The 25,932-nt window shown below is 49.4% G+C and carries 14 protein-coding genes; 1 reads left to right on the forward strand and 13 read right to left on the reverse strand.

Going from position 1 to position 25,932, the window contains the following annotated elements:
• Positions 1–597: 597 nt before the first annotated feature.
• Positions 598–882: a hypothetical protein gene (locus ACOJUO_RS12730; protein WP_422140004.1), complete on the forward strand. Its 285-nt coding sequence runs from the start codon at positions 598–600 to the stop codon at positions 880–882.
• Positions 883–931: 49 nt separating this feature from the next.
• Here ACOJUO_RS12730 and ACOJUO_RS12735 read toward each other — a convergent pair whose 3' ends face one another.
• The 13 genes from ACOJUO_RS12735 to ACOJUO_RS12795 all read right to left on the reverse strand — a co-directional run bounded on the left by ACOJUO_RS12735 (position 932) and on the right by ACOJUO_RS12795 (position 25,886).
• Positions 932–3,031 carry a hypothetical protein gene (locus tag ACOJUO_RS12735; RefSeq protein ID WP_422140005.1) on the reverse strand — a complete coding sequence of 700 codons (2,100 nt, stop codon included), beginning with the start codon at positions 3,029–3,031 and terminating at the stop codon, positions 932–934.
• A 118-nt stretch (positions 3,032–3,149) separates the two neighbouring features.
• Positions 3,150–5,132, reverse strand: coding sequence for a hypothetical protein (locus ACOJUO_RS12740; protein ID WP_422132387.1), 1,983 nt, complete (start codon positions 5,130–5,132; stop codon positions 3,150–3,152).
• Positions 5,133–5,249: 117 nt separating this feature from the next.
• Positions 5,250–7,121, reverse strand: a complete 1,872-nt coding sequence (locus tag ACOJUO_RS12745) for a hypothetical protein (protein WP_422140006.1) — start codon at positions 7,119–7,121, stop codon at positions 5,250–5,252.
• 156 nt (positions 7,122–7,277) lie between these two features.
• Positions 7,278–9,914, reverse strand: a complete 2,637-nt coding sequence (locus tag ACOJUO_RS12750; protein WP_422140007.1) for a hypothetical protein — start codon at positions 9,912–9,914, stop codon at positions 7,278–7,280.
• Between the two features lie 161 nt (positions 9,915–10,075).
• A complete protein-coding gene (locus ACOJUO_RS12755; RefSeq protein ID WP_422140008.1) occupies positions 10,076–12,571 on the reverse strand; it encodes a hypothetical protein in 2,496 nt (831 codons plus the stop codon).
• Positions 12,531–14,765 carry a hypothetical protein gene (locus tag ACOJUO_RS12760; protein WP_422140009.1) on the reverse strand — a complete coding sequence of 745 codons (2,235 nt, stop codon included), beginning with the start codon at positions 14,763–14,765 and terminating at the stop codon, positions 12,531–12,533. Before ACOJUO_RS12760 ends, ACOJUO_RS12755 begins: the two co-directional genes overlap by 41 nt.
• 147 nt (positions 14,766–14,912) lie before the next feature.
• A complete protein-coding gene (locus ACOJUO_RS12765) occupies positions 14,913–15,218 on the reverse strand; it encodes a hypothetical protein (protein WP_422140010.1) in 306 nt (101 codons plus the stop codon).
• A gap of 81 nt (positions 15,219–15,299) precedes the next feature.
• Entirely contained in the window at positions 15,300–17,435 is a 2,136-nt protein-coding gene (locus ACOJUO_RS12770) for a hypothetical protein (RefSeq protein ID WP_422140011.1), read from the reverse strand.
• Positions 17,436–17,603: 168 nt separating this feature from the next.
• The gene (locus ACOJUO_RS12775; RefSeq protein WP_422132394.1) at positions 17,604–17,804 is read right to left on the reverse strand and encodes a hypothetical protein; all 201 of its coding nucleotides are present in this window, start codon (positions 17,802–17,804) and stop codon (positions 17,604–17,606) included.
• Between the two features lie 81 nt (positions 17,805–17,885).
• A complete protein-coding gene (locus ACOJUO_RS12780) occupies positions 17,886–20,021 on the reverse strand; it encodes a hypothetical protein (RefSeq protein WP_422140012.1) in 2,136 nt (711 codons plus the stop codon).
• A 162-nt stretch (positions 20,022–20,183) separates the two neighbouring features.
• Complete coding sequence (locus tag ACOJUO_RS12785) at positions 20,184–21,863, reverse strand: hypothetical protein (protein ID WP_422140013.1); 1,680 nt, start codon at positions 21,861–21,863, stop codon at positions 20,184–20,186.
• A 150-nt stretch (positions 21,864–22,013) separates the two neighbouring features.
• The gene (locus ACOJUO_RS12790; RefSeq protein WP_422140014.1) at positions 22,014–24,140 is read right to left on the reverse strand and encodes a hypothetical protein; all 2,127 of its coding nucleotides are present in this window, start codon (positions 24,138–24,140) and stop codon (positions 22,014–22,016) included.
• A gap of 282 nt (positions 24,141–24,422) precedes the next feature.
• Entirely contained in the window at positions 24,423–25,886 is a 1,464-nt protein-coding gene (locus ACOJUO_RS12795; RefSeq protein WP_422140015.1) for a hypothetical protein, read from the reverse strand.
• Positions 25,887–25,932 lie beyond the last annotated feature (46 nt).

The following is a 25,932-nucleotide window of genomic DNA, read 5'->3' on the forward strand; positions in this document are numbered from 1 at the left end:
TATCCTTGCATTCCAATATACAGAGAGGAAAGATAGATCAAGAATATAAGTATGTTTTTCTGTCGAAGACACTTTGTTAAAAAACACAGTTAAAAACCAGAGGCCGCACCGGACGATATCTTATCGAATGAGCGTAAAACCCCGTACTTTGAGAGGGTGTCGCAAAAGGTCAATTAAAACGCTTCAAGCTTCAAACCGTCATCTCCGCGAAGGCGGAGATCCACTGTTCGTGGTGGGTTCCCGCCTGCGCGGGAACGACGATCTTGATATATCCTGCTGACCATACCCTTTTGCGACACCCTCTTGAGGACGGGGATGTAAGCTCGGCTTGCAAAGCAAGCCCCTTGTGCTACTTTGCTATCCGTCAGGTGTTTTTTGCGATTACGCTACCTGACAGGAGAAGTAAAATACCTTCCGCTTTCTGCCCGTGTTTGTTAACGGGGTCGCCTAGACAATCCGAAAGGTAGAGCAGATTGTCGAATAAGGTGTATGCCGCTACTGGGTAAGGTATACACTGCGGTCGGGCATGACCGTCTGGTGGTAGGAATCCCCGTCCTTTAGAGGGTGTCGCAAAACTCTCTCCGGCGTGGGAACGCGTTGACTCCCGTCATTGTCGGCTTCATTCTCGTCATTGTCGGCTTCATTCTCGTCATTCCCGGCTTCATTCTCGTCATTCCCGGCTTCATTCTCGTCATTCCCGGCTTCATTCTCGTCATTCCCGGCTTCATTCTCGTCATTCCCGCGAAGGCGGGAATCCACACTGACTCTCCACCAGAACCATACTGCCCGGTGTCCCCCTGGCCTTGTCACCCCCGAGAAGGCAGAGATCCACCGTTGGCGCTGGATTCCCGCCTTCGCGGGAATGACGACTTCAGAGCGTGAGAACGAGCTGTTGAAGTTTTGCGACACCCTCTTTAGGGCGGGGAGGATGTCAATACCTGTTGGTTTTAGTTCTTGGAGCACTGAGGTCATCATCCTGGTTCACATCATCATGCTTGCGTTTTCGATGTCTTTTTTTGTGACTCGAGAGAGCATCAGCGTTTTTGCAGACCCTCCCGCATAGCTTTGGCTGGCTATCCTCTGAGATCAGGGCCACGTTGCAGGTTTGCTGCCCGGTGTGGTCTCTTCTTTTGTGATATGACAGGGCCAGGGCATTATTACAGGTCGTCCCACATGGCTGCAGCTGGCCATCCTCCGTGACCAGAATCGCGTTGCAGGTCTGTTGCCCGGTGTGGTCTCTTCTTTTGTGATATGACAGGGCCAGGGCATTATTACAGGTCGTCCCACATGGCCGCTTCAGACCATCCTCCGTGACCAGATTCACGTTGCAGGTTTGTTGCCGGGTGTGGTTTTTGATTTTGTGATAATACAGGGCTTGGGCATTTTTACAGGTCGTCCCGCATGGCTGTGGCTGGCCATCCTCCCCGACAAGGGTCAGTTCACAGGTTTGTTGCCCGCTGTGCTCTTTTCTTTTGTGATATGACAGGCTATAGGCATTTTTACAGATTTTCCCGCATGGCCTCTGCTGGCCATCCTCTCCGACCATAATTAGCTTACAGGTTTGTTGACCGCGATGCTCTCTGACTTTGTGATAAGACAAGGCTTGAGTATTATTGCAGACCAATCCGCATAGCCGCAGCTGGCTATCTTCACCGGCAACAGTCAGGTCACAGGATTTTTGCCCGCTGTGGATGTTTCTTTTGTGTTCCGACAGAGCTATTACGTTCTTGCAGACCTTCCCGCAAGGTCGCTGCCGACCATCCTTCCTGACCACTGATGTGTCACAGATTTGTTGCCCGGAGTGATCTTTTCGTTTGTGCTTCGTCAGGGCGTTAGCATTGTTGCAGACTTTTCCGCATGATCGCTCTTTACCATCCTCCCCGACCACAGTCACGGCACAGGTTCTGTGCCCGCTGTGGTATCTGCTTTTGTGAAGCGACAGGGCATGAGAAGTCTTGCAGACCTTTCCGCATCGTCGCTGTTGAGCATTCTCACCGGACAGGGTCAGGTCACAGATTAGTTTCTCGCTTTGTTCAGTGGCCTGCCCGGTGACTGTCCGGGAAAGACCAGGTGGCCTTTGACCCCATTGAGGTGTTTCTGTAGCGGTTTGTTGTGTTTCTGAAGTCACCATTAAGGGGGTAAAGTGAGCAGGTGTAGAGGAAATTTCGTTTTCATTGTCAGTTCCGTGCTGACCCAGAATGAGAAGCCCCTGGATTATAATCCAGTCATTAGCGCTGGCAGGCAAATTCCCGGGTATTGTTGCTTTATTACCGGGTGGTCCGATAGGGTCAGCACAAGCAGTCCATGCACTCATTGAATAGGTATGATCCGATAATGATCGGAACTTGCAAACACCATGACAGGGATGGACGAAACAATTTAAACCCAAAGTATGTGACTGTTGTTGAGAGTCTCCGTTACCGTCGGCAGAGCCAGAATACAGGGGACTGTTGAAAGCGCTTGCAGGTTGGCTGCTGGCTTGTGGGGCCTGTTTGCCAGTTGATTGTGATAGCTGGCCTTGTTGTTGCTGTTGTTCAGAGCCAGGCACCATGGTGGTGATCACAAACCTGTGATCTTCCAATGTCAATATAAACGACATATGTATACCAAATGGTTTAAACAGCAATGAATCGGGGTTCCAATAACTTTGTAAAAACCAGCCGACAGCGACAGCCATTTCTATCAGTAGCCATGAATAAGCAGTGGGGCTCAGTGCTGTACCTCTGGTGGCCCGGGTCAGTTCGTAGGTAACCAGCAGATCAGTGGCGTAAAGCCATTGCCAGAAAATGGACTCGATAAGGGGTGTTTTTACCCTGTTACTGTTAGGTCTTTGTCGTTTGTCATAAGGTGGAAAATCTGATCCTGAATAGCTTTTGGTGATGACTGACGGTTTGCCCGACAATATAAGCGGGTCTGAGTTTATAAAAAAACTCTGGTTTGGAGAGCCAGGATCCTGTTGAAGCTCGAGGACAAAACCCCTTGTTAACGGTTCGGCCTGACCGATGACAGATAACAACAGTAGCAGCAACATTGGTGCTGCAAAGAGTGAATGTTTAATAATTCTATCCCTGCGTTCTGGTATTCAGAGAGGAAGGATAGATCAAGAAAATCAAGGTGTTTCCTTACCAAATACCTCCTGTTAAGGATCTTTACCTGTTGGCTTTGCCTTTTGGAGCAATGATTTCAACATCCTGGTTTCCACCAACAGGTTTGCGTTTTCTATGTGTTCTTTTGTGATTTGAGAGAGCTTTAGCACTTATGCAGACCTTCCCGCATTGCTGCGGCTGGCCATCCTCTGGAACCAGGATCACGTTGCAGGTTAGTTTTCCGGTGTGGTCTCTTCTTTTGTGATCCGAAAGTGCTCCAATACCCTTGCAGAGCGTCGCGCATGGTCGTGACTGACCATCCTCCCCGACTATTTTTACCTGACAGGTCCTTTGCCTGGTATGGAATCTGCTTTTATGTATTAATAGGGCTTGAGTACTACTACAGACCTTTCCACATGGCTGCGGCTGGTGATGCTCGCCGATCACAGTCAGGTCACAGGTTTGTTGCCCGGTGTGGAGGCTTCTTTTGTGATACAAAAGTAATTGACCATTCTTGCAGACCTTTGCGCATGGCCGCTGCTGACCATCCTCCCCGATCACGGTCAGGTCACAGGTTTTTTGCTCGCTATGGTTGTTTATTTTGTGAGCCAACAGGGCTTGTACATTCTTGCAGACCTTCCCGCATGGCTGCTGTTGCCCGTTCTCCCTGACTACTTTTATGACACAGGTTCTTTGTCCGCTGTGGATGTGTCTTTTGTGTTTCGACAGAGCTATGGCGTTCTTGCAGACCTTCCCGCAAGGTCGCTGCCGACCATCCTTCCTGACCACTGTTGTGTCACAGATTTGTTGCCCGGAGTGCTCTTTTTGTTTGTGCCTCGTCAGGGCAGCAGCATTGTTGCAGAATGTTCCGCATGATCGTTCCTTACCATCTTCCCCGACCACAGTCACGTCACAGGTTCTATGCCCAGTGTGGTATCCGTTTTTGTGAAGTGACAGGGCATGAGCATTCCTGTAGAACTTTCCACATGATCGCTGCTGACCATTCTCAACGCACAGGGTCAGGTCACAGATTAGTTTCTCGCTTTGTTCAGTGGCCTGCCCGGTGACTGTCCGGGAAAGACCAGGTGGCCTTTGACCCCATTGAGGTGTTTCTGTAGCGGTTTGTTGTGTTTCTGAAGTCACCATTAAGGGGGTAAAGTGAGCAGGTGTAGAGGAAATTTCGTTTTCATTGTCAGTTCCGTGCTGACCCAGAATGAGAAGCCCCTGGATTATAATCCAGTCATTAGCGCTGGCAGGCAAATTCCCGGGTATTGTTGCTTTATTACCGGGTGGTCCGATAGGGTCAGCACAAGCAGTCCATGCACTCATTGAATAGGTATGATCCGATAATGATCGGAACTTGCAAACACCATGACAGGGATGGACGAAACAATTTAAACCCAAAGTATGTGACTGTTGTTGAGAGTCTCCGTTACCGTCGGCAGAGCCAGAATACAGGGGACTGTTGAAAGCGCTTGCAGGTTGGCTGCTGGCTTGTGGGGCCTGTTTGCCAGTTGATTGTGATAGCTGGCCTTGTTGTTGCTGTTGTTCAGAGCCAGGCACCATGGTGGTGATCACAAACCTGTGATCTTCCAATGTCAATATAAACGACATATGTATACCAAATGGTTTAAACAGCAATGAATCGGGGTTCCAATAACTTTGTAAAAACCAGCCGACAGCGACAGCCATTTCTATCAGTAGCCATGAATAAGGAGTGGGGCTCAGTGCTGTACCTCTGGTGGCCCGGGTCAGTTCGTAGGTAACCAGCAGATCAGTGGCGTAAAGCCATTGCCAGAAAATGGACTCGATAAGGGGTGTTTTTACCCTGTTACTGTCAGGTCTTTGTCGTTTGTCATAAGGTGGAAAATCTGATCCTGAATAGCTTTTGGTGATGACTGACGGTTTGCCCGACAATGTAAGCGGGTCTGAGTTTATAAAAAAACTCTGGTTTGGAGAGCCAGGATCCTGTTGAAGCTCGACGACAAAACCCCTTGTTAACGATTCGGCCTGAGCGATGACAGATAACAACAGTAGCAGCAACATTGATGCCGCAAAGAGTGAGTGTTTAATAATTCTATCCTTGTGTTCTGGTTTACAGAAAGCAAGGATAGATCAGGAAAATAAAGATATTTTTTTGTAAAAAAATTCTTGTAGTGATCATTACCTTTTGGTTTTACCTCCTGGAGCACTGAGGTCATCATCCTGGTTCACATCATCAGGCTTGCGTTTTCGATGTATTCTTTCAGGATTCGAGAGAGCTTTAGCACTTATGCAGACCTTCCCGCATGGCTGTGACTGGCCATCTTCCCCAACCACGGTCGAGTCGCAGCTCTTTCGCCCGCTGTGGAATCTGCTTTTGTGAGTTGACAGGGCCTGGGAACTCTTAAAGATTTTTCCGCATTGCTGCGGCGGGCCATCCTGTCCTACCACTGTTAAGTCGCAGGTTTTTGGCCCGCTGTGGGTGTTTCTTTTGTGATCCAGAAGGGTGCGAGCATTCTGGCAGACCTTCCCGCATAGTCGCTGCTGGCCATCCATTTTGACCACTCTTGAGTCACAGGTTTGTCGCCCGGTATGGTCTCTTTTTTTGTGATCCGTGAGGGCTTGAAGATTGTTGCAGACCTTTCCGCATGACCGCTGCTGGCCATCCTCCCTGACTATTGTCAACTGACAGGTTCTTTGCCCGGTATGGTATCTGCTTTTGTGTATCGACAGGGTAGGAACATTCTTGTAGATCTTCCCGCATGGTCCCTGCTTGCCATCCTTTTTGACCACTGTTACGTCACAGATTTGTCGCTCGCTGTGGTCTCTTTTTTTGTGCTCCCACAGTGCTTGAGCATTGATGCAGATCTTTCCGCATTGTCGCTTTCCACCATCCTCTCCAACCACGGCCGTGTAACAGCTTCTTTTCCCGCTATGGTATCTGCTTTTGTGAACCTTCAGGGCCGAAGTACTTTTGCAGATTTTACCACATGGTCGCTGCTGACCATTATCCCCCGACAGGGTCTCGTAACAGGTTCGATTCCCGCTGTGGTCAGTGACTTGTCTGGTGCCTGTCCGGGAAAGACGAGGCGGGCTTTGGTCCCATTGGGGTGATCCTGTTGTTTGTCGGGTTGCTGAAATCGCCATTGGGAATGTGATATGGACAGGTGTAAAGGAAATTTCGGTTTCTTCGTGAGGTTTGTATTTACTCAGACTGAGTAACCCCTCGACTATAATCAGATCTTCAGTGCTGGCAGGCAAATTCCCGGGCGTTGGAACTTCATCTCTCAGTGACACTACAGGGTCAGCACATGCAGTCCCTGTAGTCATTGAATGTGTAGGATCGGATGAAGTTCGTAGCCTGCAAACGCCATGACAGGGATGGACGAAACAATCTAAACCCAGAGTATGTGAGTGTTGTTTAGAGTCTCCATTACCATCGCCGGGGCAGGAATAGAGGGCGTGGCTCATAGCGCTTGCAGTTTGGCGGGTTGGCTGTTTGGTCTGTTGGTCAGCTAATTGTGATAGCTGGCCTTGTTGTTGCCCTTGTCCAGAGCCTGGCTCCACAGTGGTGATCGCAAATATGTGCCCCCCCTGTGTCAATATAGATGACGGCTGTAGTTCAATTGGTTTAAACAGAGGTGAATCGGGGTTCCAAACACTTTTTAACATCCAGTCGACAGCGAGAACCGTTTCTATCAGTAACCATGAATAAGCGGTGGGGGTCGGCGGTGTGCATCTGGTGGTCAGGGTCAGTTCGTAAGCAACCAGCAGGTTAGTGGCATAAAGCCGTTGCCAGGAAATCGACTCAATGATTGTTGTTTTTACTCTGTAACTGTTATTTTTGTGTCGTATACTATCCGTTGATAAATCTGGTCTTGCATAGCTGCTTGTTTCAGCAAAGTCTGACGGGTTATCCGACCATGTACTTTTGTCTGGTTCTATAAAAAAGCTCTGGCTTGGAAGACCTTTGCTCTGTTGAAATTCGACAGTAAAACATTTTTTCAACGATTCGGCCTGGCCGATGACAGGCAGCAACGCTAACAGCAACATCGATGCCGCAAATGAGTGTTTAATAATACTATCACTGCGTTCTGGTTTACAGAGAAGAAGAATAGATCAAGAAAATAAGGACGTATTCTGTCAAAGTCTCTCTGTTAAAGATCATTACTGATTCGTTTTAGCTTCTGGATGAGTGAGGTTATTGTCCTACTTATCAACAGGCTTGCGTTTTCGATGTACTCTTTTGTGACTTGAGAGATCTTGAGCATTTTTGCAGGCCATCCCGCATAGCTCTGACTGGCCATCTTCTGTGATCAGGATTTCGTTGCAGGTTTGTTGTCCGCTGTGCTCTTTTCTTTTGTGATACGACAGAGCTCCAGAGTTCCTGCATATCATCCCGCATGGCTGCGGCTGGCCATCCTTCGCAATCACGGTCGAGTCACAGGCTCTTTGCCCGCTGTGGAATTTGCTTTTGTGAGTTGACAGGGCTTGAGCACTCTTGCAGAGCTTAGCGCACAAACGCGGTTGGTGATCCTCGCCAACCATGGTCACGTCACAGGTTTTTTGCCTGGTGTGTTGGCATCTTTTGTGATCCCACAGTGCTCTGCGGTTGTTGCAGACCTTCCCGCATGGTCGCGGCTGGCCGCCTTTCCCAACGACGGTAAAGTCACAGGTTTTTTGCCCACTGTGCGATTTGCTTTTGTGAATTGACAGGGCTTGAGCATTCTTGCAGACCTCTCCACATGGCCGCGATTGGTGATCCTCATCAACCAGGGGAAAGTCACAGGTTTGTTGTCCGCTGTGGTATCTGCTTTTGTGAACGGAGAAGTCAAAGGCACTCTTGAGGACTCTACCGCACGGCTGCTGCCGACCATCCTTTTCGACCACAGTTAGTTCACATACCTTTTGCCCGGTGTGGAGTCTTCTTTTGTGATTCGAAAAATCTTTAGCATTCTTGCAGACTGTCCTGCATGGTAGTAGCTGGCCATCTTCACCAATCACTGTCGTATAACAGGTTCTTTGCCCACTGTGGAGTTTGCTTTTGTGACTTGACAGGGCTTGAGGACTTTTGAAGACCTTTCCGCACAGCCGCAGTTGTTGATCTTCGTCTACCACGGTCAATTGACAGATTTGTTGCTCGGCGTGGAAGTTTCTTTTGTGATCCAACAGAGTTTCGTAATTCTTGCAGACCATTCCGCATGGCCTCGGCTGGCCATCCTTCCCTACCACAGCTGAGTCACAGGTTTTTTCCCCGCTGTGCGATTTCCTTTTGTGACTTGCCAGGGCTTGAGCATTCTTGCAGACCTTTCCGCATGGCTGCGGTCTTTGATCCTCACCAAAGAAGGTAAAGTCACAGGTTTTTTGTCCGGTGTGGTATCCGCTTTTGTGAACGGAGAGGGCACAGGCACTTTTGCAGACTTTCCCGCATGGCTTCTGCTGACCATCCTTCCCGACCAAGGTCACGTCACAGGTTTGTTGCCCGCTATGCAATCTTCTTTTGTGATCCGAAAAAGCTTTAGCGTTTTTACAGATTGCCCTGCATGGCAGCAACTGGCCATTTTTTCCGATCACTGTAACGTCACAGATTTGTTGTTTGCCGTGGACTCTGTTTTTGTGAAGCGACACTGCATAAGCATTCTTGAAGACCTTCCCACATGGCTGTGGCCTGCCATCTTCCCCGACAATTTTCTCTATACAGGTTGTTTGCCCGTTGTGGAATTTGCTTTTGTGAATTGACAGGGCTTGAGCACTCTTGCAGATCTTTCCGCATGACAGCTGCTGGCCATTCCCCCTGATCACGGTAACATCACAGGTTTGTTGCCCGGTGTGGAAGTTTCTTTTGTGAGACAACAGAGAGTTAACATTTTTGCAGACCTTTCCACATAGCTGCAGCTGGCCATCCTCCCTGAACACGGTCACGTCACAGGTTTTTTGCCTGGTATGGACTCTTCTTTGGTGATTCGACAGGGCTTTGGCACTCTTTAAGACTCTCTTGCATTGTCGAAGCAGACCATCTTTCCCGACCAGCATCACGTTGCAGGTTGATTGCCCGGCAGGGGCTGGTGTATCGGTTGCCCCTGCAGCTATTGAGTTCTGGGCGACCCCGTCTGAGGCGACCCCGTCTAAGGCGACCCCGTCTTCACAATTCAGAGAAAGTTCAACTGGTTCCATGCTTTTGGGAGATGGTCGGAATTTACAGACGCCACAACAGGTTTGGACAAAACAATTTAAACCCAAAGTATGCTGCTGTTGTTGAGGGTCTTCGTTACCGTCAACCGAGCGAAAATACAGGACGCTGGTGGAGTAGCCTGTGGCCAGCGTGGCATGCTGGCCGGAAGATTCTGTTGTCTGGTCTCGTTGCTGACAAGGTTGTTGGTTATGGTCGGAGCCAAACATTATAACGATGTTGGTAAATGGTTGATCCCCTTGTCTCAGGATGGATGTCGCCTCTTGATGCTTCATCAGGTCAGACAGCAGTATGCCGGGGCTCCAATAGTCTTTTAAAATCCAACCGAAAGCTATAGCCGCTTCCACCGGTAGCCATGAACAAGATGTTGAACTCAGAGGAGAGACTCTGGTGATAAAGATGAGTTCGAAGGCAGCCAGAAGATTCGTGGCGTAAAGCCATCGCCAGGAAATCGACTCAATAATGGTTGTTTTTACTTCGTAATTGTTAGTTATCTGTCGTCTATTGTCGGGTGGTAAATCTGATCTTGCATAACCGTTTGTGTCGGCAAGGCCTGAAGGGTTATCTGACCATTTACTCTGGTATGGCTTTATTGAAAAGCTCTGGTTTGGAAGACCTGCACTCTTTTGAAACTCGACAATAAAATGCTTTGTCAACAGTTCGGCCTGACTGAAGACAGATAACAACGGTAGCAGCAACAGTGCTGCAGAGAGTGAGAGTTTAATAATTTTATCCTTGGCGATCGGGTTTACAGAAAGGAAGGATAGATCAAGAAAATAAGGGTGTTACTCCATCAAAAACCTTCAATTAAAGATCATTACCTGTTGGCTTTACCTTCTGAAGCACTGAGGTCAGCGTTCTGGCTCACATCAACAGGCTTGCGTTTTCGATGTGTTCCTTTGTGATTCGAGAGATCTTGAGCACTTTTGCAGACCTTCCCGCATCGCCGCTGCTGGCCGTTTACCCCAAGCATGGTCGTGTTACAGGTTTGTTGCCCGCTGTGGTATCTGCTTTTGTGAACGGAGAGAGCACTGGCATTCTTGCAAATTTTCCCACATGGCTGCTGCTGACCCTCCTTTCCGACCAGGATCTCGTCACAGGTTTTTGGCCCGGTGTGGTCCCTTCTTTTGTGATTCGACAGAGTTCCATAACTCCTGCAGACCATCCCGCATGGCCGCAGCTGGCCATCCTCCCCAATCACGCTAGAATTACAGGTTCTTTCTCCACTGTGGAATGAGCTTTTGTGAGTTGAAAGGGCTTTAGCATTCTTGTAGATATTTCCGCATGGCCGCAGTTGGCCATCCTCCCCAATCACTTTAGAGTTACAGGTTTTTTGCCCGGTGTGGTGTCTTCTTTTGTGATCCGAAAGAGCCCGAGAATCCCTGCAGACTAACCCACATGGTCGTGGCAGGTTATTCTCCCCAATCACGATCGAGTTGCAGGTTTTCTGGCCGCTGTGGAATTTGTATTTGTGATTTGACAGGGTTTGGGCACTCCGGAAGACCCTTCCGCATGGCCATGATTGCTGATCCTCGCTAACCACGGTCACGCTACAGATTTTTTGCCCTCCGTGGAATTTGTCTTTGTGATACGTCAGGCTAGCGCTCCTGCAGACAGTTCCGCATGGCTGCTGCTGGCCATTCACCCCGATCACAGTGACGTCACAGATTTGTCTCCCGGGGTGGAAGTTTCTTTTATGAGACCATAGAGAATGAGCATTTTTGCAGACTGTTCCGCATGGACGCAGTTGGTTGTCCTCGCCAACCAGGGGAAAGTCACAGATTTTTTTCCCGCTATGGTATCCGCTTTTGTGAACGGACAGGGCAAGGGCATTCTTGCAGACTTTCCCGCATGGCCGCTGCTGACCATACTCCCCGACTGTGGTTAAATCACAGGTTTGTTGCCCGGTATGGTATCCGCTTTTGTGAACGGAGAGGGCAAGGGCATTTTTGTAGACTTTCCCACATGGTTGCGACTTACCATTTTCTCCGATAATGGCCAAGTCACAGGTTTTTTGCCCGCTGTGTAATTTACTTTTGTGAATCAACAGGGCTTTAGCATTCTTGAAGACTCTCCCGCATTGCTGAAGCTGGCCACCCTCCCCAACTACTACTTCTACATTGCAGGTTATCTGCCCGGCAGAGGCTCTTGTCTCGGTTGTTCCTGCACACATTGAGTTCGGGGCGACCCCGTCTAAGGCGACCCCGTCTAAGGCGACCCCGTCTAAGGCGACCCCGTCTAAGGCGACCCCGTCTAAGGCGACCCCGTCAAAGACGAACTCGTCTAGGGCGAACTCGTCCAGGGCGAACTCGTCCAGGGCGAACTCGTCCAGGGCGAACTCGTCTAGGGCGAACTCGTCTAGGGCGACCCCGTCTAAGGCGACCCCGTCTTCACAATTCAACAACCATTCAGCTGGCCCCGTGCTTTCGGAAGATGGTCGGAATATACAAACGCCATAACAGGGCTGGACGAGGCAATTTAAACCCAATGTGTGCTGCTGCTGTTGAGGATCTTCATTACCGTCCCCCGAGCGAGAATACAGGACGCTGGTAAAATAGCTTACGGCCATCGGGGTCTGCTGCCCGGTTGATTCTGATCGCTGGTCCTGTTGCTGACAAGGTTGTTGGTTATTTCCAGAGCCAAACATTATAGCGATGTTGCTAAATGGCTGATTCTCCTGTTTCAGGATGGATGTCGCCTCTTGTTGTTCCTCTTGATGTTCTATCGGGTTAAACATCAGTGAATTGAGATTCCAATAACTTTTTAAAAACCAACCGACAGTTACAGCCGCTTCTACCGGTAGCCATGAACAGGGTGTGGAGCCCAGAGGTGTGAGGTCTCTGGTAATTAGGGGCGGGTCGAAGGCAGCCAGCAGATTCGTGGCGTAAAGCCATTGCCAGGAAATCGACTCAATGATAGTTTTTTTTACTCCATAATTGGGGGTTATTTGTCGTGTGTTATCGGTGGCTAAATCTGGCCTTGCATAGCCGTTTTGGCAGGCAGGGCCAGACGGGATATACGACCATGTACGCTGTTCTGGGTTTATTGAAAAGCTCTGTTTTGGAAGGCCTGCACTCTGTTGAAGCTCGACAATAAAATGGCTTGTCAACGGTTCGGCCTGGCCGATGACGGGCAATAAAGCTGACAGCAACTGCAGTGCCGCATGGAGTGAGAGTTCAATAATTCTACCCTTGCGTTCTGGTTTACAGAAAGGAAGGATAGACCAGAAAAATAAGGGTGTTACTCTGTCAATAACCTTCAGTTGAAGAGCGTTATCTGTCGGCTCTACCTTTTGGACCACTGACATCATCATCCTGTTTCACATCAACAGGCTTGCGTTTTCGATGTGTTCTTTTGTGATTTGAGAGATCTTTATTATTTTTGCAGACCTTCCCGCATGGCTGCGGCTGGCCTTCCACCCCAATCACGGTCGTGTTACAGGTTTTTTGTCCGCTGTGGCAATTGCTTTTGTGATTTGACAGGGCTCGAGCACACTTGAAGACTTTTGCGCATGGTCGCGGTTGCTGATTCTCACCAATCACGGTCACGTCACATTTTTTTTGCCCTGTGTGGTATCCGCTTTTGTGAATGGAGAGGGCACTGGCATTCTTGCAGACTTTCCCGCATGGACGTGGCTGGCCATCCTCCCAGACCAGTGTCACGTCACAGATTTTTAGCTTGGTGTGGTTTCTTCTTTTGTGATCCGACAGAGCTCCATAATTCCTGCAGACCATCCCGCATGGCCGCGGCTGGCCATTATCCCCAACCACGGTTGAGTTACAGGTTCTTGGTCCACTGTGGAATGTGCTTTTGTGAGTAGACAGGGCTTTAGCATTCTTGCAGATATTTCCGCATGGCCTCATTTGGCCATCCTCCCCAATCACGTTAGAGCTACAGATTTTTTGCCCGGTGTGGTCTCTTCTTTTGTGATCCGAAAGAGTTTGAGAATCCTTGCAGACTACCCCGCATCGCTGCGGCAGGTCATTCTCGCCAATCAGGGTCGAGTTACAGGCTTTTTGGCCGCTGTGGAATTTGCGTTTGTGATTTGACAGGCTTTGAGCACTCTCGCAGACCCTTCCGCACGGCCATGATTGGTAATCCTCGCCAACCACGGTCACGTCACAGGTTTGTTGCCCTCTGTGGTATCTGCTTTTGTGAGCCGACAGGGCAGGAGGATTTTTGCAGACCTTCCTGCATTGTCGAAACTTGCCACCTTCCCCAACGACTATCATGTCACAGATTTGTTGCTTGCCGTGGAATCTGTATTTGTGGGACAACAGGGTGTGGGCATTCTTGCAGACCGTCCCGCATGGTTGCGGCTTGCCGTCTTCCGCGATCATTGTCACGTCGCAGGTTTTTTGCTCGCTATGGAATATTTTTTTGTGATACGACAGTTCTTGATTATTCCTGCAGGCTCTTCCACATGGCTGCTGCTGGCCATTCTCCCCGATCACTTTGACGTCACAGATTTGTTTCCCGGTGTGGAAGTTTCTTTTGTGAGACAACAGAGAGTTAACATTTTTGCAGACCTTTCCACATAGCTGCAGCTGGCCATCCTCCCTGAACACGGTCACGTCACAGGTTTTTTGCCTGGAATGGACTGTTCTTTTGTGATTCGACAAGGTTTGAGCACTCTTGAAGACTTTCTCGCATTGCCGAAGCTGGCCATCCTTTCCGACCACTATCATGTTGCATGCCTGCCAGGCAGGGGCCGATGTATTGGTTGCCCCTGAACCCATTGACTCCGTGTTGGCTCGATCCAAGGCGACCCCGTCTAAGGCGACCCCGTCTAAGGCGACCCCGTCTAAGGCGACCCCGTCTAAGGCGACCCCGTCTAAGGCGACCCCGTCTTCACAATTCAACGACCATTCAGCTGGCCCCGTGCTTTCGGAAGAGGGTTGGAATTTACAGACACCGTAACAGGGTTGGACGAAGCAATTTAAACCCAGAGTATGTTGCTGTTGTTGAGGGTCTTCGTTACCGTCACCCGAGCGAGAAGACAGGACGCTGGTAAAATAACTTATGGCCACCGAGGTCTGCTGGCCGGTTGATTCTGAGGGTTGGTCCTGTTGCACACAGGGTTGTTGATTATTTCCAGAGCCAAAGGTTATAGCGAGGTTGCTAAATGGCTGATCCCCCCGTCTCAGGATGGATGTCGCCTCTTGATGTTTCTCTTGACGTCCCAGAGGGTTAAACAGCAGTAAATCGATACTCCAATAACTTTTTAAAAACCAACCGACAGCTATAGCCGCTTCTACCGGTAGCCATGAACAAGGTATGGAGCTCAGAGGCTTGGTGTCCCTGGTAGTAAAGGTCAGTTCGAAGGCAACCAGCAGACTCGTGGCATAGAGGCATTGCCAGGAAATCAACTCTATGATGGTTTTTTTTACTCCGTGATTGTTGGATATTTGTCGTTTTTTATCGGGCGGTAAATCTTGTCTTGCATGGCCATGTTTGTTGGCAGGGCCTGCACTCTCTTGAAGTTCGACAATAAAATGCTTTGTCAACGGTTCGCCGTGGCCGATGACGGGCAACAACGGTAGCAGCAACAGCAGTGCCGCAGAGAGTGAGAACTTAATAATTCTATCCTTGCGTTCTGTTTTACAGAAAGGAAGGATAGACCAGGAGAATAAGGATGTTACTTTATCGTTACTTTATCGAATGAGCGTAAAACCCCGTACTTTTAGAGGGTGTCGCAAAACTTCAACAGCTCGTTCTCGCGCTCTGAAGTCGTCATTCCCGCGAAGGCGGGAATCCAGCGCCAACGGTGGATCTCTGCCTTCTCGGGGATGACAAGGCCAGGGGGACACCGGGCAGTATGGTTCTGGTGGAGAGTCAGTGTGGATTCCCGCCTTCGCGGGAATGACGAGAATGAAGCCGGGAATGACGAGAATGAAGCCGGGAATGACGAGAATGAAGCCGGGAATGACGAGAATGAAGCCGGCAATGACGGGAGTCAACGAGTTCCCACGCCGGAGAGAGTTTTGCGATACCCTCTTTAGGGTGGGGAGGATGTCAAGAAAACCTACAGTCGAAGACCATTACCTGTCGGCTTCGCCTTTTGGATTACTGAGATCATCATCCTGTTTCACATCAACAGGCTTGCGTTTTCGATGTGTTCCTTTGTGACTCAAGAGATCTTTAGCACTTTTGCAGACCTTCCCGCATGGCTGCGGCTGGCCGTCCAACCCAACTACGATCGTGTTACAGGTTTGTTGCCCGTTGTGGTATCTGCTTCTGTGAACGGAGAGAGCACTGGCATTCTTGCAGACTTTCCCGCATGGCTGCGGCAGGCCATCTTCCCCGACCACGGACACGTCACAGTTTTGTTGCCCTCTGTGGTATTTGCTTTTGTGAACCGACAGTGCCAGAGCATTTTTGCAGACCTTCTTGCATTGTCGCTGCTTGCCATCTTCCCCTACTGTTATCGCGTCACAGATTTTTTGCTCGCCGTGGACTCTGTATCTGTGGTACAACAGGGTATAAGTATTTTTGCAGATCCTCCCGCAGGGTTGCGGCTGGCCATCTTCCCCGATAATGGCCTCGTCACAGGTTTTTTGCTCGCCGTGGAATTTGTTTTTGTGTTCCGACAGGTTTTGAGCACTCCTGCAGACTGTTCCGCATGGCTGCTGCTGACCATTCCCCCCGATCACATTGACGGCACAGATTTGTTTCCCGGTGTGGAAGTTTCTTTTGTGAGACGACAGAGAATGAGTATTTTTGCAGACCTTTCCACATGGCTGCAGCTGGCCATTCTCCCCAACCACGGTTGAGTCACAGGTTTTTTGCCTGCTGTGGAATATGCTTTTGTGTCGTGACAGGGCTGCAGCATTCTTGCAGACTTTCCCACATGGTCGCGACTGGCCATTATCCCCAACCACGGTTGAGTCACAGGTTTTTTGCCCGCTGTGGAGTGTGCTTTTGTGTTGTGACAGGGCTGCAGCATTCTTGCAGACTTTCCCACATGGTCGCGGCTGGCCATTATCCCCAACCACGGTTGAGTCACAGGTTTTTTGCTCGCTGTGGAATGTGCTTTTGTGATGTTTCAGGGCTGCAGCATTCTTGCAGACTTTCCCGCACGGCTGATGACCATCCTCCCCGACCACGGTCACGTCACAGGTTTGTTGCCTGGTGTGGTAGAGTCTTTTGTGAGACGACAGAGAATCAGCATTTTTGTAGACTCTTCCGCATGGCTGCGGCTGGCCATCTTCCCTGAACACGGGCGCGTCACAGATTTTTTGCCTGGAATGGACTCTTTTTTTGTGATTACGCAGGGCTTGAGCAGTTTTGAAGATTCTCTTGCATTGCAGCAGCTGCCCGACCTCCCCAACCACTACCACGTTGCAGGTTGCCTGCCCGGTAGAGGCTCCCCTATCGGTTGTCTTTGTAGCCATTGAGTTCGGGGCGACCCCGTCTGAGGCGACCCCGTCTGAGGCGACCCCGTCTGAGGCGACCCCGTCTGAGGCGACCCCGTCTGAGGCGACCCCGTCTTCACAGTTCAGCGACCATTCAGCTGGCTCCGTGCTTTCGGAAGATGGTTGGAATTTACAGATACCATAACAGGGTTGGACGAAGCAATTTAAATCCAGAGTATGTTGCTGTTGTTGAGGGTCTTCGTTACCGTCACTCGAGCGAGAAGACAGGACGCTGGTGAAATAACTTATGGCCAGCGAGGTCTGCTGGCCGGATGATTCTGATGGCTGCTCCTGTTGCTGACAGGGTTGTTGATTATTTTCAGAGCCGAACATTATAGCGATATTGGTCAATGGCTGATCCCCCTGTCTCAGGATGGATGTCGCCTCTTGCTGTTCCACCGAGTTAAACAACAATGAATTGATACTCCAATAACTTTTTAAAAACCAACCGACAGCAAGAGCCGCTTCTACCGGTAGCCATGAACAAGGTGTGGAGCTCAGAGTCATGGCATCTCTGGTGGTAAGGGGCAGTTCGAAGGCAGCCAGCAGATTCGTGGCGTAAAGCCATTGCCGGGAAATCGAATCAATGATGGTTTTTTTTACTCCATAATTGGCGGATATTTGTCGTTTGTTATCGGGCGGTAAATCCTGTCTTGCATGGTCATTTTTGTTGGCATGGCCTGCACTCTCTTGAAGCTCGACAATAAAATGCTTTGTCAACGGTTCGCTGTGGCCGATAACGGACAACAACGTTAGCAGCAACAGCAGTGCCGCAGAGAGTGAGAACTTAATAATTCTATCCTTGCGTTCTGGTTTACAGATAGGAAGGATAGACTAGGAGAATAAGGATGTTACTTTATCGTTACTTTATCGAATGAGCGTAAAACCCCGTACTTTTAGAGGGTGTCGCAAAACTTCAACCGCTCGTTCTCACGCTCTGAAGTCGTCATTCCCGCGAAGGCGGGAATCCAGCGCCAACGGTGGATCTCTGCCTTCTCGGGGATGACAAGGCCAGGGGGACACCGGGCAGTAGGGTTCTGGTGGAGAGTCAGTGTGGATTCCCGCCTTCGCGGGAATGACGAGAATGAAGCCGGGAATGACGAGAATGAAGCCGGCAATGACGGGAGTCAACGCGTTCCCACGCCGGAGAGAGTTTTGCGATACCCTCTTTAGGGTGGGGAGGATGTCAAGAAAACCTACAGTCGAAGACCATTACCTGTCGGCTTCGCCTTTTGGATTACTGAGATCATCATCCTGTTTCACATCAACAGGCTTGCGTTTTCGATGTGTTCCTTTGTGACTCAAGAGATCTTTAGCACTTTTGCAGACCTTCCCGCATGGTCGCGGCTGGCCGTCCACCCCAATCACGGTCGTGCTACAGGTTTGTTGTCCGCTGTGGTATCTGCTTTTATGATTTGACAGGGCTCGAGCACACTTGAAGACCTTTGCGCATGGTCGTGGTTGCTGATTCTCACCAAACACGGTCACGTCACAGTTTTTTTGCCCTGTGTGGTATCCGCTTTTGTGAACGGAGAGGGCACAGGCATTCTTGCTGACTTTCCCGCATGGCCTCGACTGGCCATCCTCCAAGACCACGATTACGTCACAGATTTTTAGCTTGGTGTGGTGTCTTCTTTTGTGATCCGACAGGGCACGAGCATTCTTGTAGACCTTCCCGCATGGCTGCTGCTGACCATCCTCCCCAACCAGGGTCAAATGACAGGTTTGTTGTCCGGTATGATAGTTGCTTTTGTGAGCCGACAGGGCAGCAGCATTTTTGCAGACCTTCTTGCATTGTTGCTGCTTGCCACCTTCCCCGACGACTGTCGCGTCACAGATTTGTTGCTTGCCGTGGACTCTGTATTTGTGGAACAACAGGTTATAAGTATTCTTGCAGATCCTCCCGCAGGGTTGCGACTGGCCATCTTCCCCGATAATGGCCACGTTACAGGTTTTTTGCCCACCGTGGACTTTGATTTTGTGTTCCGACAGGTTTTGAGCACTCTTGCAGACTGTTCCGCATGGCTGCTGCTGGCCATTCCCCCCGATCACATTGACCTCACAGATTTGTTTCCCGGTGTGGGAGTTTCTTTTGTGAGACGACAGAGAATGAGCATTTTTGTAGACCTTTCCACATGGCCGCAGCTGGCCATTCTCCCCAACCACGGTTGAGTCACAGGTTTTTTGCTGACTGTGGAAGCGTCTTTTGTGAGATGACAGAGAATCAGCATTTTTGTAGAGCTTTCCACATGGCCGTAGCTGGCCATTCGCCCCAACCACAGTTGAATCACAGGTTTTTTGCCCGCTGTGGAATTTGCTTCTGTGATTTGACAGGGCTAGAGCATTCTTGCAGACTTTCCCGCATGGCCGCAGCGGGCCATTCTCCCCAATCACGGTCGAGTCACAGGTTTTTTGCCCGCTGTGGAATTTGCTTTTGTGATGTGACAGGGCTACAGCATTCTTGCAGACTTGCCCGCATTGCTGCTGACCATCTTCCCCGATCACGGAGACGTCACAGGTTTTTTGCCCGGTGTGGAAGCGTCTTTTGTGAGACGACAGAGAATCAGCATTTTTGTAGACTTTTCCGCATTGCAGCAGCTGCCCAACCTCCCCAACCACTACCAGGTTACAGGTTGCCTGCCCGGCAGAGGCCCCTCTATCGGTTGCCCTTATAGCCATTGAGTCCGGGGCGACCCCGTCTTCACAATTCAGCGACCATTCAGCTGGTCCCGTGCTTTCGGAAGATGGTTGGAATTTACAGACACCATAACAGGGCTGGACGAAGCAATTTAAACCCAGAGTATGCTGCTGCTGTTGTTGAGGACCTTCTTCACCGTCCCCCGTGCGAGAATACTGGACGCTGGTGGAATAGCCTTTGGCTGCCGGAGCTTGCCGATCGGGTGATGCTGATGGCTGGTCCTGTTGCTGACAGGGTTGTTGATTATTTCCAGAGCCAAACGTTATAGCGATGTTGCTAAATAGCTGATCTCCCTGTCTCAGGATGGGTGTCGCCTCTTGCTGTTCCACCAAGTTAAACAACAATGAATTGATACTCCAATAACTTTTTAAAAACCAACCGACAGTCAGAGCCGCTTCTACCGGTAGCCATGAACAAGGTGTGGAGCTCAGAGTCGTGGCGTCTCTGGTGGTGAGGGTCAGTTCGAAGGCAACCAGCAGATTCGTGGCATAAAGCCATTGCCGGGAAATCGACTCAATGATAGCTTTTTTTACTCTATAATTGGTGAATATTTGTCGTTTGTTATCGAGCGGTAAGTCTTGTCTTGCATGGCCATTTTTGTTGGCATGACCTGCACTCTCTTGAAGCTCGACAATAAAATGCTTTGTCAACGGTTCGCCGAGGCCGATGACGGGCAACAACGTTAGCAGCAACAGCAGTGTCGCAGAGAGTGAGAACTTAATAATTCTATCCTTGCGTTCTGGTTTACAGAAAGAAAGGATAGACCAGGAGAATAAGGATGTTATTCTGTGAAAACCTTCAGTCGAAGACCGTTACCTGTCGGCTTTGCCTTTTGGATTACTGAGATCATCATCCTGTTTTACATCAACAGGCTTGCGTTTTCGATGGTCACATTTTTGTTGCCCTCTGTGGTATTTGCTTTTGTGAACCGACAGTGAAAGAGCATTTTTGCAGACCTTCTTGCATTGTCGCTGCCTGCCACCTCCCCCGAAGACTATCGCGTCACAGATTTGTTGCTTGCCGTGGACTCTGTACTTGTGGAACAACAGGTTATAAGTATTCTTGCAGATCCTCCCGCATGGCTGCGGCTGGCCATCTTCCCCGATAATGACCTCCTCACAGGTTTTTTGCTCGCCGTGGAATTTGTTTTTGTGTTCTGACAGGTTTTGAGCACTCCTGCAGACTGTTCCGCATGGCTGCTGCTGGCCATTCCCCCCGATCACATTGACGTCACAGATTTGTTTCCCGGTGTGGAAGTTTCTTTTGTGAGACGACAGAGAATGAGCACTTTTGCAGAGCTTTCCACATGGCCGCAGCTGGCCATTCTCCCCAGCCACGGTTGAGTCACAGGTTTGTTGCCCGGTGTGGAAGTTTCTTTTGTGAGACGACAGAGAATCAGCATTTTTGCAGAGCTTTCCACATGGCCGCAGCTGGCCATTCTCGTCAACCACGGATGAATTACAGGTTTTTTGTCCGCTGTGGAAGTTTCTTTTGTGAGACGACAGAGAATCAACATTTTTGTAGACTTTTCCGCATGGCCGCAGCTGGCCATCTTCCCTGAGCACGGCCACATCACAGATTTTTTGCCCGGTATGGACTCTTTTTTTGTGATTACGCAGGGCTTGAGCAGTTTTGAAGATTCTCTGGCATTGCTTCAGCTGCCCGACGTCCCCAAACACTACCACGTTGCAGGTTGCCTGCCCGGCAGAGGCCACCCTATCGGTTGCCCTTGTACCCATTGATTTCGAGGCGACCCCGTCTAAGGCGACCCCGTCTTCATAATTCAGCGACGATTCAGCTGGCCCCGTGCTTTCGGAAGAGGGTCGGAATTTACAAACACCATAACAGGGCTGGACGAAGCATTTTAAACCTAAGGTATGTTGCTGTTGTTGAGGGTCTTCGTTACCGTCACACGAGCGAGAATACAGGACACTGGTAGAATAGCCCGTGGCTACCGGAGCGTGCTGGCCGGATGATTCTGATGACTGGTCTTGTTGTTGACAGGGTTGTTGGTTATTTCCAGAGCCAAGCATTATAGCGATGTTGGTAAATGGTAGATCTCCATGTCTCAAAATGGATGTCGCCTCTTGTTGCTCCTCTTGATGCTCCATCGGATTAAACTGCAGTGAACTGGGGCTCCAATAGCTTTTTAAAAACCAACTGACAGCAATAGCGGCTTCTACAGGTAGCCATAAACAGGGCGTAGAGTTCAGATTGGAGACTCTGGCGGTAAAGATCAGTTCGACGGCAGTCAGCAAATTCGAGGCGTAAAGCCATCGCCAGGAAATTGACTCAATGATAGTTGTTTTTACTTCGTAATTGTTAGATATCTGACGTACATTACAGGATGGTAAATCTAGTCTTGAGTAAATGTCGATGTCGGCAACGCCTGACGGTTTATCCGACCATTTACTCCGGTATGACTCGATTGAAAAGCTCTGTTTTGGAAGACCTGAATTCTGTTGAAGCTCGACAATAAAACGACCTGTCAACGGTTCGGCCTTGCCGATGGCAGATAAGAACAGTAGCAGAAAAAGTGGTGTCGAAAAAAGTGAGTTTTTAATAATCCTGTCCTTGCGTTCCGATATACAGAAAGGAAGGATAGATCAAGAAAGTAAGCGTGTTTCCCTGTCAAAAACCTGCTATTGAAGATCGTTACTTATTTGCGTTATCTTTCGGGGGCTGAAGTCACCGTCCCGGTCAACATTTTCAGGCTTGCGTTTTCGATGTGTTCTTTTGTGATTCGACAGGGCGATAGCATTCTGGCAGACCTCTCCACACGATCGCCACTGGCCATCCTTCCCGACCACTCTAGCGTCACAGATTTGTTGCCCGGTATGGTCTTTTTTTTTGTGATCCGAGAGGGCTTGAATATTGTTGCAGACCTTTTCGCATGGTCGTTTTTTACCATCATTGCCGACCACTATCACATCACAGGTTCTTTGCCCGGTATGGTATTTGCACTTGTGATCAGAGAGGGCTCTGGCACTATTGTAGACCTTACCGCATGGCCGCTGCTGGTTATCCTCTCCGACCACGGTTGCTTCACAGGTTTTTTGTTCACTGTGGTTTCTGATTTTATGAGTCAACAGGGCCGCAAAATTTTTGCAGATCTTCCCGCATGTTCGCTGCTGGCTATCTTCTCCGACCAGTTTTATGTCACAGATTTGTTGTCCGGTGTGGTACCTTCTATTGTGATCCCGCAGGGTTTGAAGATTCCTGCAGACCTTTCTGCATGGCTGCTCCTTGCCGTCATTCCCGAGCAATGTCGCGTCACAGATTTGTTGTCCGGTGTGGTACCTTCTATTGTGATCCCGCAGGGCTTGAATATTCCTGCAGACCTTTCCACATGGCTGCTCCTTGCCGTCATCCCCGAGCAATGTCGCGTCACAGGTTTTTTGCCCGGTATGGTATTTGCCTTTGTGATCAGACAGGGCTCTGGCGCTACTGTAGCTCTTCCCGCATGTTCGCTGCAGGCCATCTTTTCCGATCACCATCAGATCACAGGTTTGTTGTCCGCCGTGGATTTTTCTTTTGTGATTCGTCAGGGCGCGAGCATTCAGGCAGACCTTTCTGCATGGTCGCCGCAGGCCATTTTCTCCGGTCACCATCAGAGTACAGGTTCTTTGTCCGCTGTGGGCTTTTCTTTTGTGATCCGTCAGGACGCGAGCGTTCTTGCAGACCTTTCCGCAAGGTCGCCGCAGGCCATCCTTCCTGACCACTCTTGCGTCGCAAGTTCTTTGCCCGGTGTGGTATCTGCTTTTGTGATTCGTCAGGACGGTAGCATTCTTGCAGACCTTTCCGCAAGGTCGCTGCAGGCCATCCTTCCCGACCACTTCTGCGTCGCAAGTTTTTTGCCCGCTGTGGTATCTGCTTTTGTGGGCCGACAGGGAGTGAATATTGTTGAAGACCTTCCCGCATGGTCGCCGTTGGCCATTCTCCTCGGCCAGCATCCAGTCACAAGTTCGTTTCCCGCTGTGGCTTCTGGCTTCACTTGTGCCTTTCTGAGAGAGATGGGGTGGGCTTTTCCCCCATTGGGATGGTTTTGTCGTTTGTTCTGTTACTAAAGTTTCCATTGACGGGGTGAAATGCACAGGCGCACAGGAAATTACGGTTTCTTTAAGAGGGCCTTGATTACGAAGACTGAGTAATCCGTTGATTATAATCAAATCATCAGAAGTGACAGACACACCCCCGGGCATTCGCAGATTATCAGGTTGATGTGTCTGAGGCTGAAAGGTTTGGCCAGAAGCCCATTGGCGCTGAAGACTATTCATTGATCGAAATCTGCAAACGCCATGACAAGGATAGATGAAACAGTTTAAATCTAATGTGTGTTGGTGTTGTTGAGGGGCTTCGTCACCATTACCAGAGCCCGAATACTGAACGCTGATGAAATAGCCTTTAGAGCGTTTAGGTGTTTCGGGTGCTTGCTGGTCAGATGATTCTGATGGTTGGCCTTGTTGTTCATCTCCGGAATCTGGCTCCATAGCAGTGACCACAAACGGGAGTCCCTCCTGTGTCAATATAGATTCAGACTGTCGTTCAATCGGTTTAAACAGCAGTGAATTGGGGTTCCAATAGCTTTTTAAAAGCCAGCCGACGGTGACAACCGTTTCTATCTGTAGCCATGGATAAGGGGTGGGACTCAGAGGGATGTCTTTGGTGGTCAGGATCAGCTCGTAAGCAAGCAGCAGGTTAGTGGCGTAGAGCCATTGCCAGGAAATTGACTCAATGAAGGTCATTTTTATGTCATAATTATACGTCATTTGACGTTCTAAATTTGTGTCAGCAACGTCTGACGGGTTACTCGCCAATTTAAGCCCGTCCGGCTTCATAGTAAAATTCTGGTTTAGAGTACTTGTATCCTGTTGCAGCTCAACTATAAAACGCTTTGTCAAGGGTTCGGCCTGACTGATGACAGACAACCATAGCAGTAACAGCGCTGCCGCAAATAGTGAGTGTTTAATAATTCTATCCTTGCCTTCTGGTATACAGAGAGGAAGGATAGATCAAGAAAATAAGCGTGCTTTTCTGTCAAATAACATTTCCTAATCCTGATCCACAGCAACAGGCTTTCGTTTTCGATGTATTCTTTTGTGATTCGACAACGCAATGGCATTCTTGCAGACCATTCTACATGGCCGTAGCTCTCCATCATCCCCGATCAGGATCTCTTTACAGGTTTTTTGTCCTGTGTGGTATTTGCTTTTATGATCTGACATTGCTCTGGCATTCTTGCAGAGAATTCCGCATGCTTGCGGCTGGCCATCCTCTCTAACCACTGTCGCGTCACAGGTTTTTTGTTCGGTGTGGTCTCTGATTTTATGATTCGATAGAGCCCCGGCATTCTTGTACAGGGCACCGCATAGCCGCTGACGACCATCCTCCCCGACCAGTTTTTTGTTACAGGTTCGCTGTCCGGTGTGAACTCTACTTTTATGAGACGACAGAGATTTAGTATTCTTAGAGGACTTCCCGCATGGCCGCTGTAGGCCATCTTCTCCAATCACTGACGCATCACAGGTTAGTTTCCTGCTGTGATCACTGGCATGCCTGATACCTGTTGAAAGATGACGTGGTTTTTTAACCCATTGGTATGATCCTGTTGTCGTTTGTTGTGTTACTTTAAAAGAGCTTTGATTTCGAAGATTGAGTAACCCGTTGATGATAATCAAATCTTCAGTGGTGGCAGATTCATTCCCGGGTATTTGCGCATTATGGTGTTGAATGTCAGGTAGACTGTTCAATGTTTCAAAAAGTGGGTTTTGTCGGAAATCCGGAGCGCTTAAAGCATCAAAATCATTGATGGATCTCGAGCAGTGTCCTTCAATCAAGTTGCAGTGTGGGCCCGGTCCGGCTGCTGATCGAAATCTACAAACGCCATTGCAGGAATAGACAAAACAGTTTAAATCCAACGTGTGTTGTTGGTGGGGGGCTTTGTCACCATCACCAGAGCCGGAATACTGAAGTCTGGTGAAATAGCTTATAGGATGTGTGGTTGTAACGGGGGTTTGTTGGTCAGAGCATCCTGATGGTTGGCCCTTTTGTTGTTCATTTTCAGAGCCAGGCATCATAATAGTGACCGAAAAAGGATGCATCCCCAGTGCCAAAATAAAAGCCGACTGTAGTTTAATTGGTTTGAACAGTGGTGAACAGAGGTTCCAGTAGCTTTTTAAAAGCCAGCCGACAGCGACAACTGTTTCTAAAGGAAGCCATGAATAAAAGCTGGGGCTCAGAGGAGTACCTTTTGTGGTCAGTATCAGTTCGTAAGTAACCAGCAGGTTGGTGGCGTATAGCAATTGCCAGGAAATCGACTCGATGATGAACGTTTTTATGCGATAACCATACGATCTTTGTCGTTTGAAATAATGTAGAGAAGGCTCTGAATATCTTTTTAAGCCATTAATGTCTGGCGGCTTACCCGCCAATTTACGTCGGTCAGGCTTTACAGAAAAACCCTGGTTTGGAGAACCTGGATCCTGTTGGAACTCGACAACAAAACGTTTTGTCAACGGTTCGGCCTGACTAACGACAGACAACGATAGCAGCAGTGGTGTC

Origin of the sequence: Endozoicomonas sp. ALC020 (assembly GCF_049275935.1) — a bacterium.
Classification (GTDB): Bacteria; Pseudomonadota; Gammaproteobacteria; order Pseudomonadales; family Endozoicomonadaceae; genus Endozoicomonas_A.

What these genes read in the sequence shown, in the direction of transcription:
- ACOJUO_RS12755 (WP_422140008.1), bottom strand. Translation starts at nt 12,571, where the DNA reads ATGATGATGTCAGTGGTCCAAAAGGTAGAGCCGACAGATAACGCTCTT.
- ACOJUO_RS12735 (WP_422140005.1), bottom strand. Translation starts at nt 3,031, where the DNA reads ATGTTGCTGCTACTGTTGTTATCTGTCATCGGTCAGGCCGAACCGTTA.
- ACOJUO_RS12740 (WP_422132387.1), bottom strand. Translation starts at nt 5,132, where the DNA reads ATGTTGCTGCTACTGTTGTTATCTGTCATCGCTCAGGCCGAATCGTTA.
- ACOJUO_RS12745 (WP_422140006.1), bottom strand. Translation starts at nt 7,121, where the DNA reads ATGTTGCTGTTAGCGTTGCTGCCTGTCATCGGCCAGGCCGAATCGTTG.
- ACOJUO_RS12790 (WP_422140014.1), bottom strand. Translation starts at nt 24,140, where the DNA reads ATGACGTATAATTATGACATAAAAATGACCTTCATTGAGTCAATTTCC.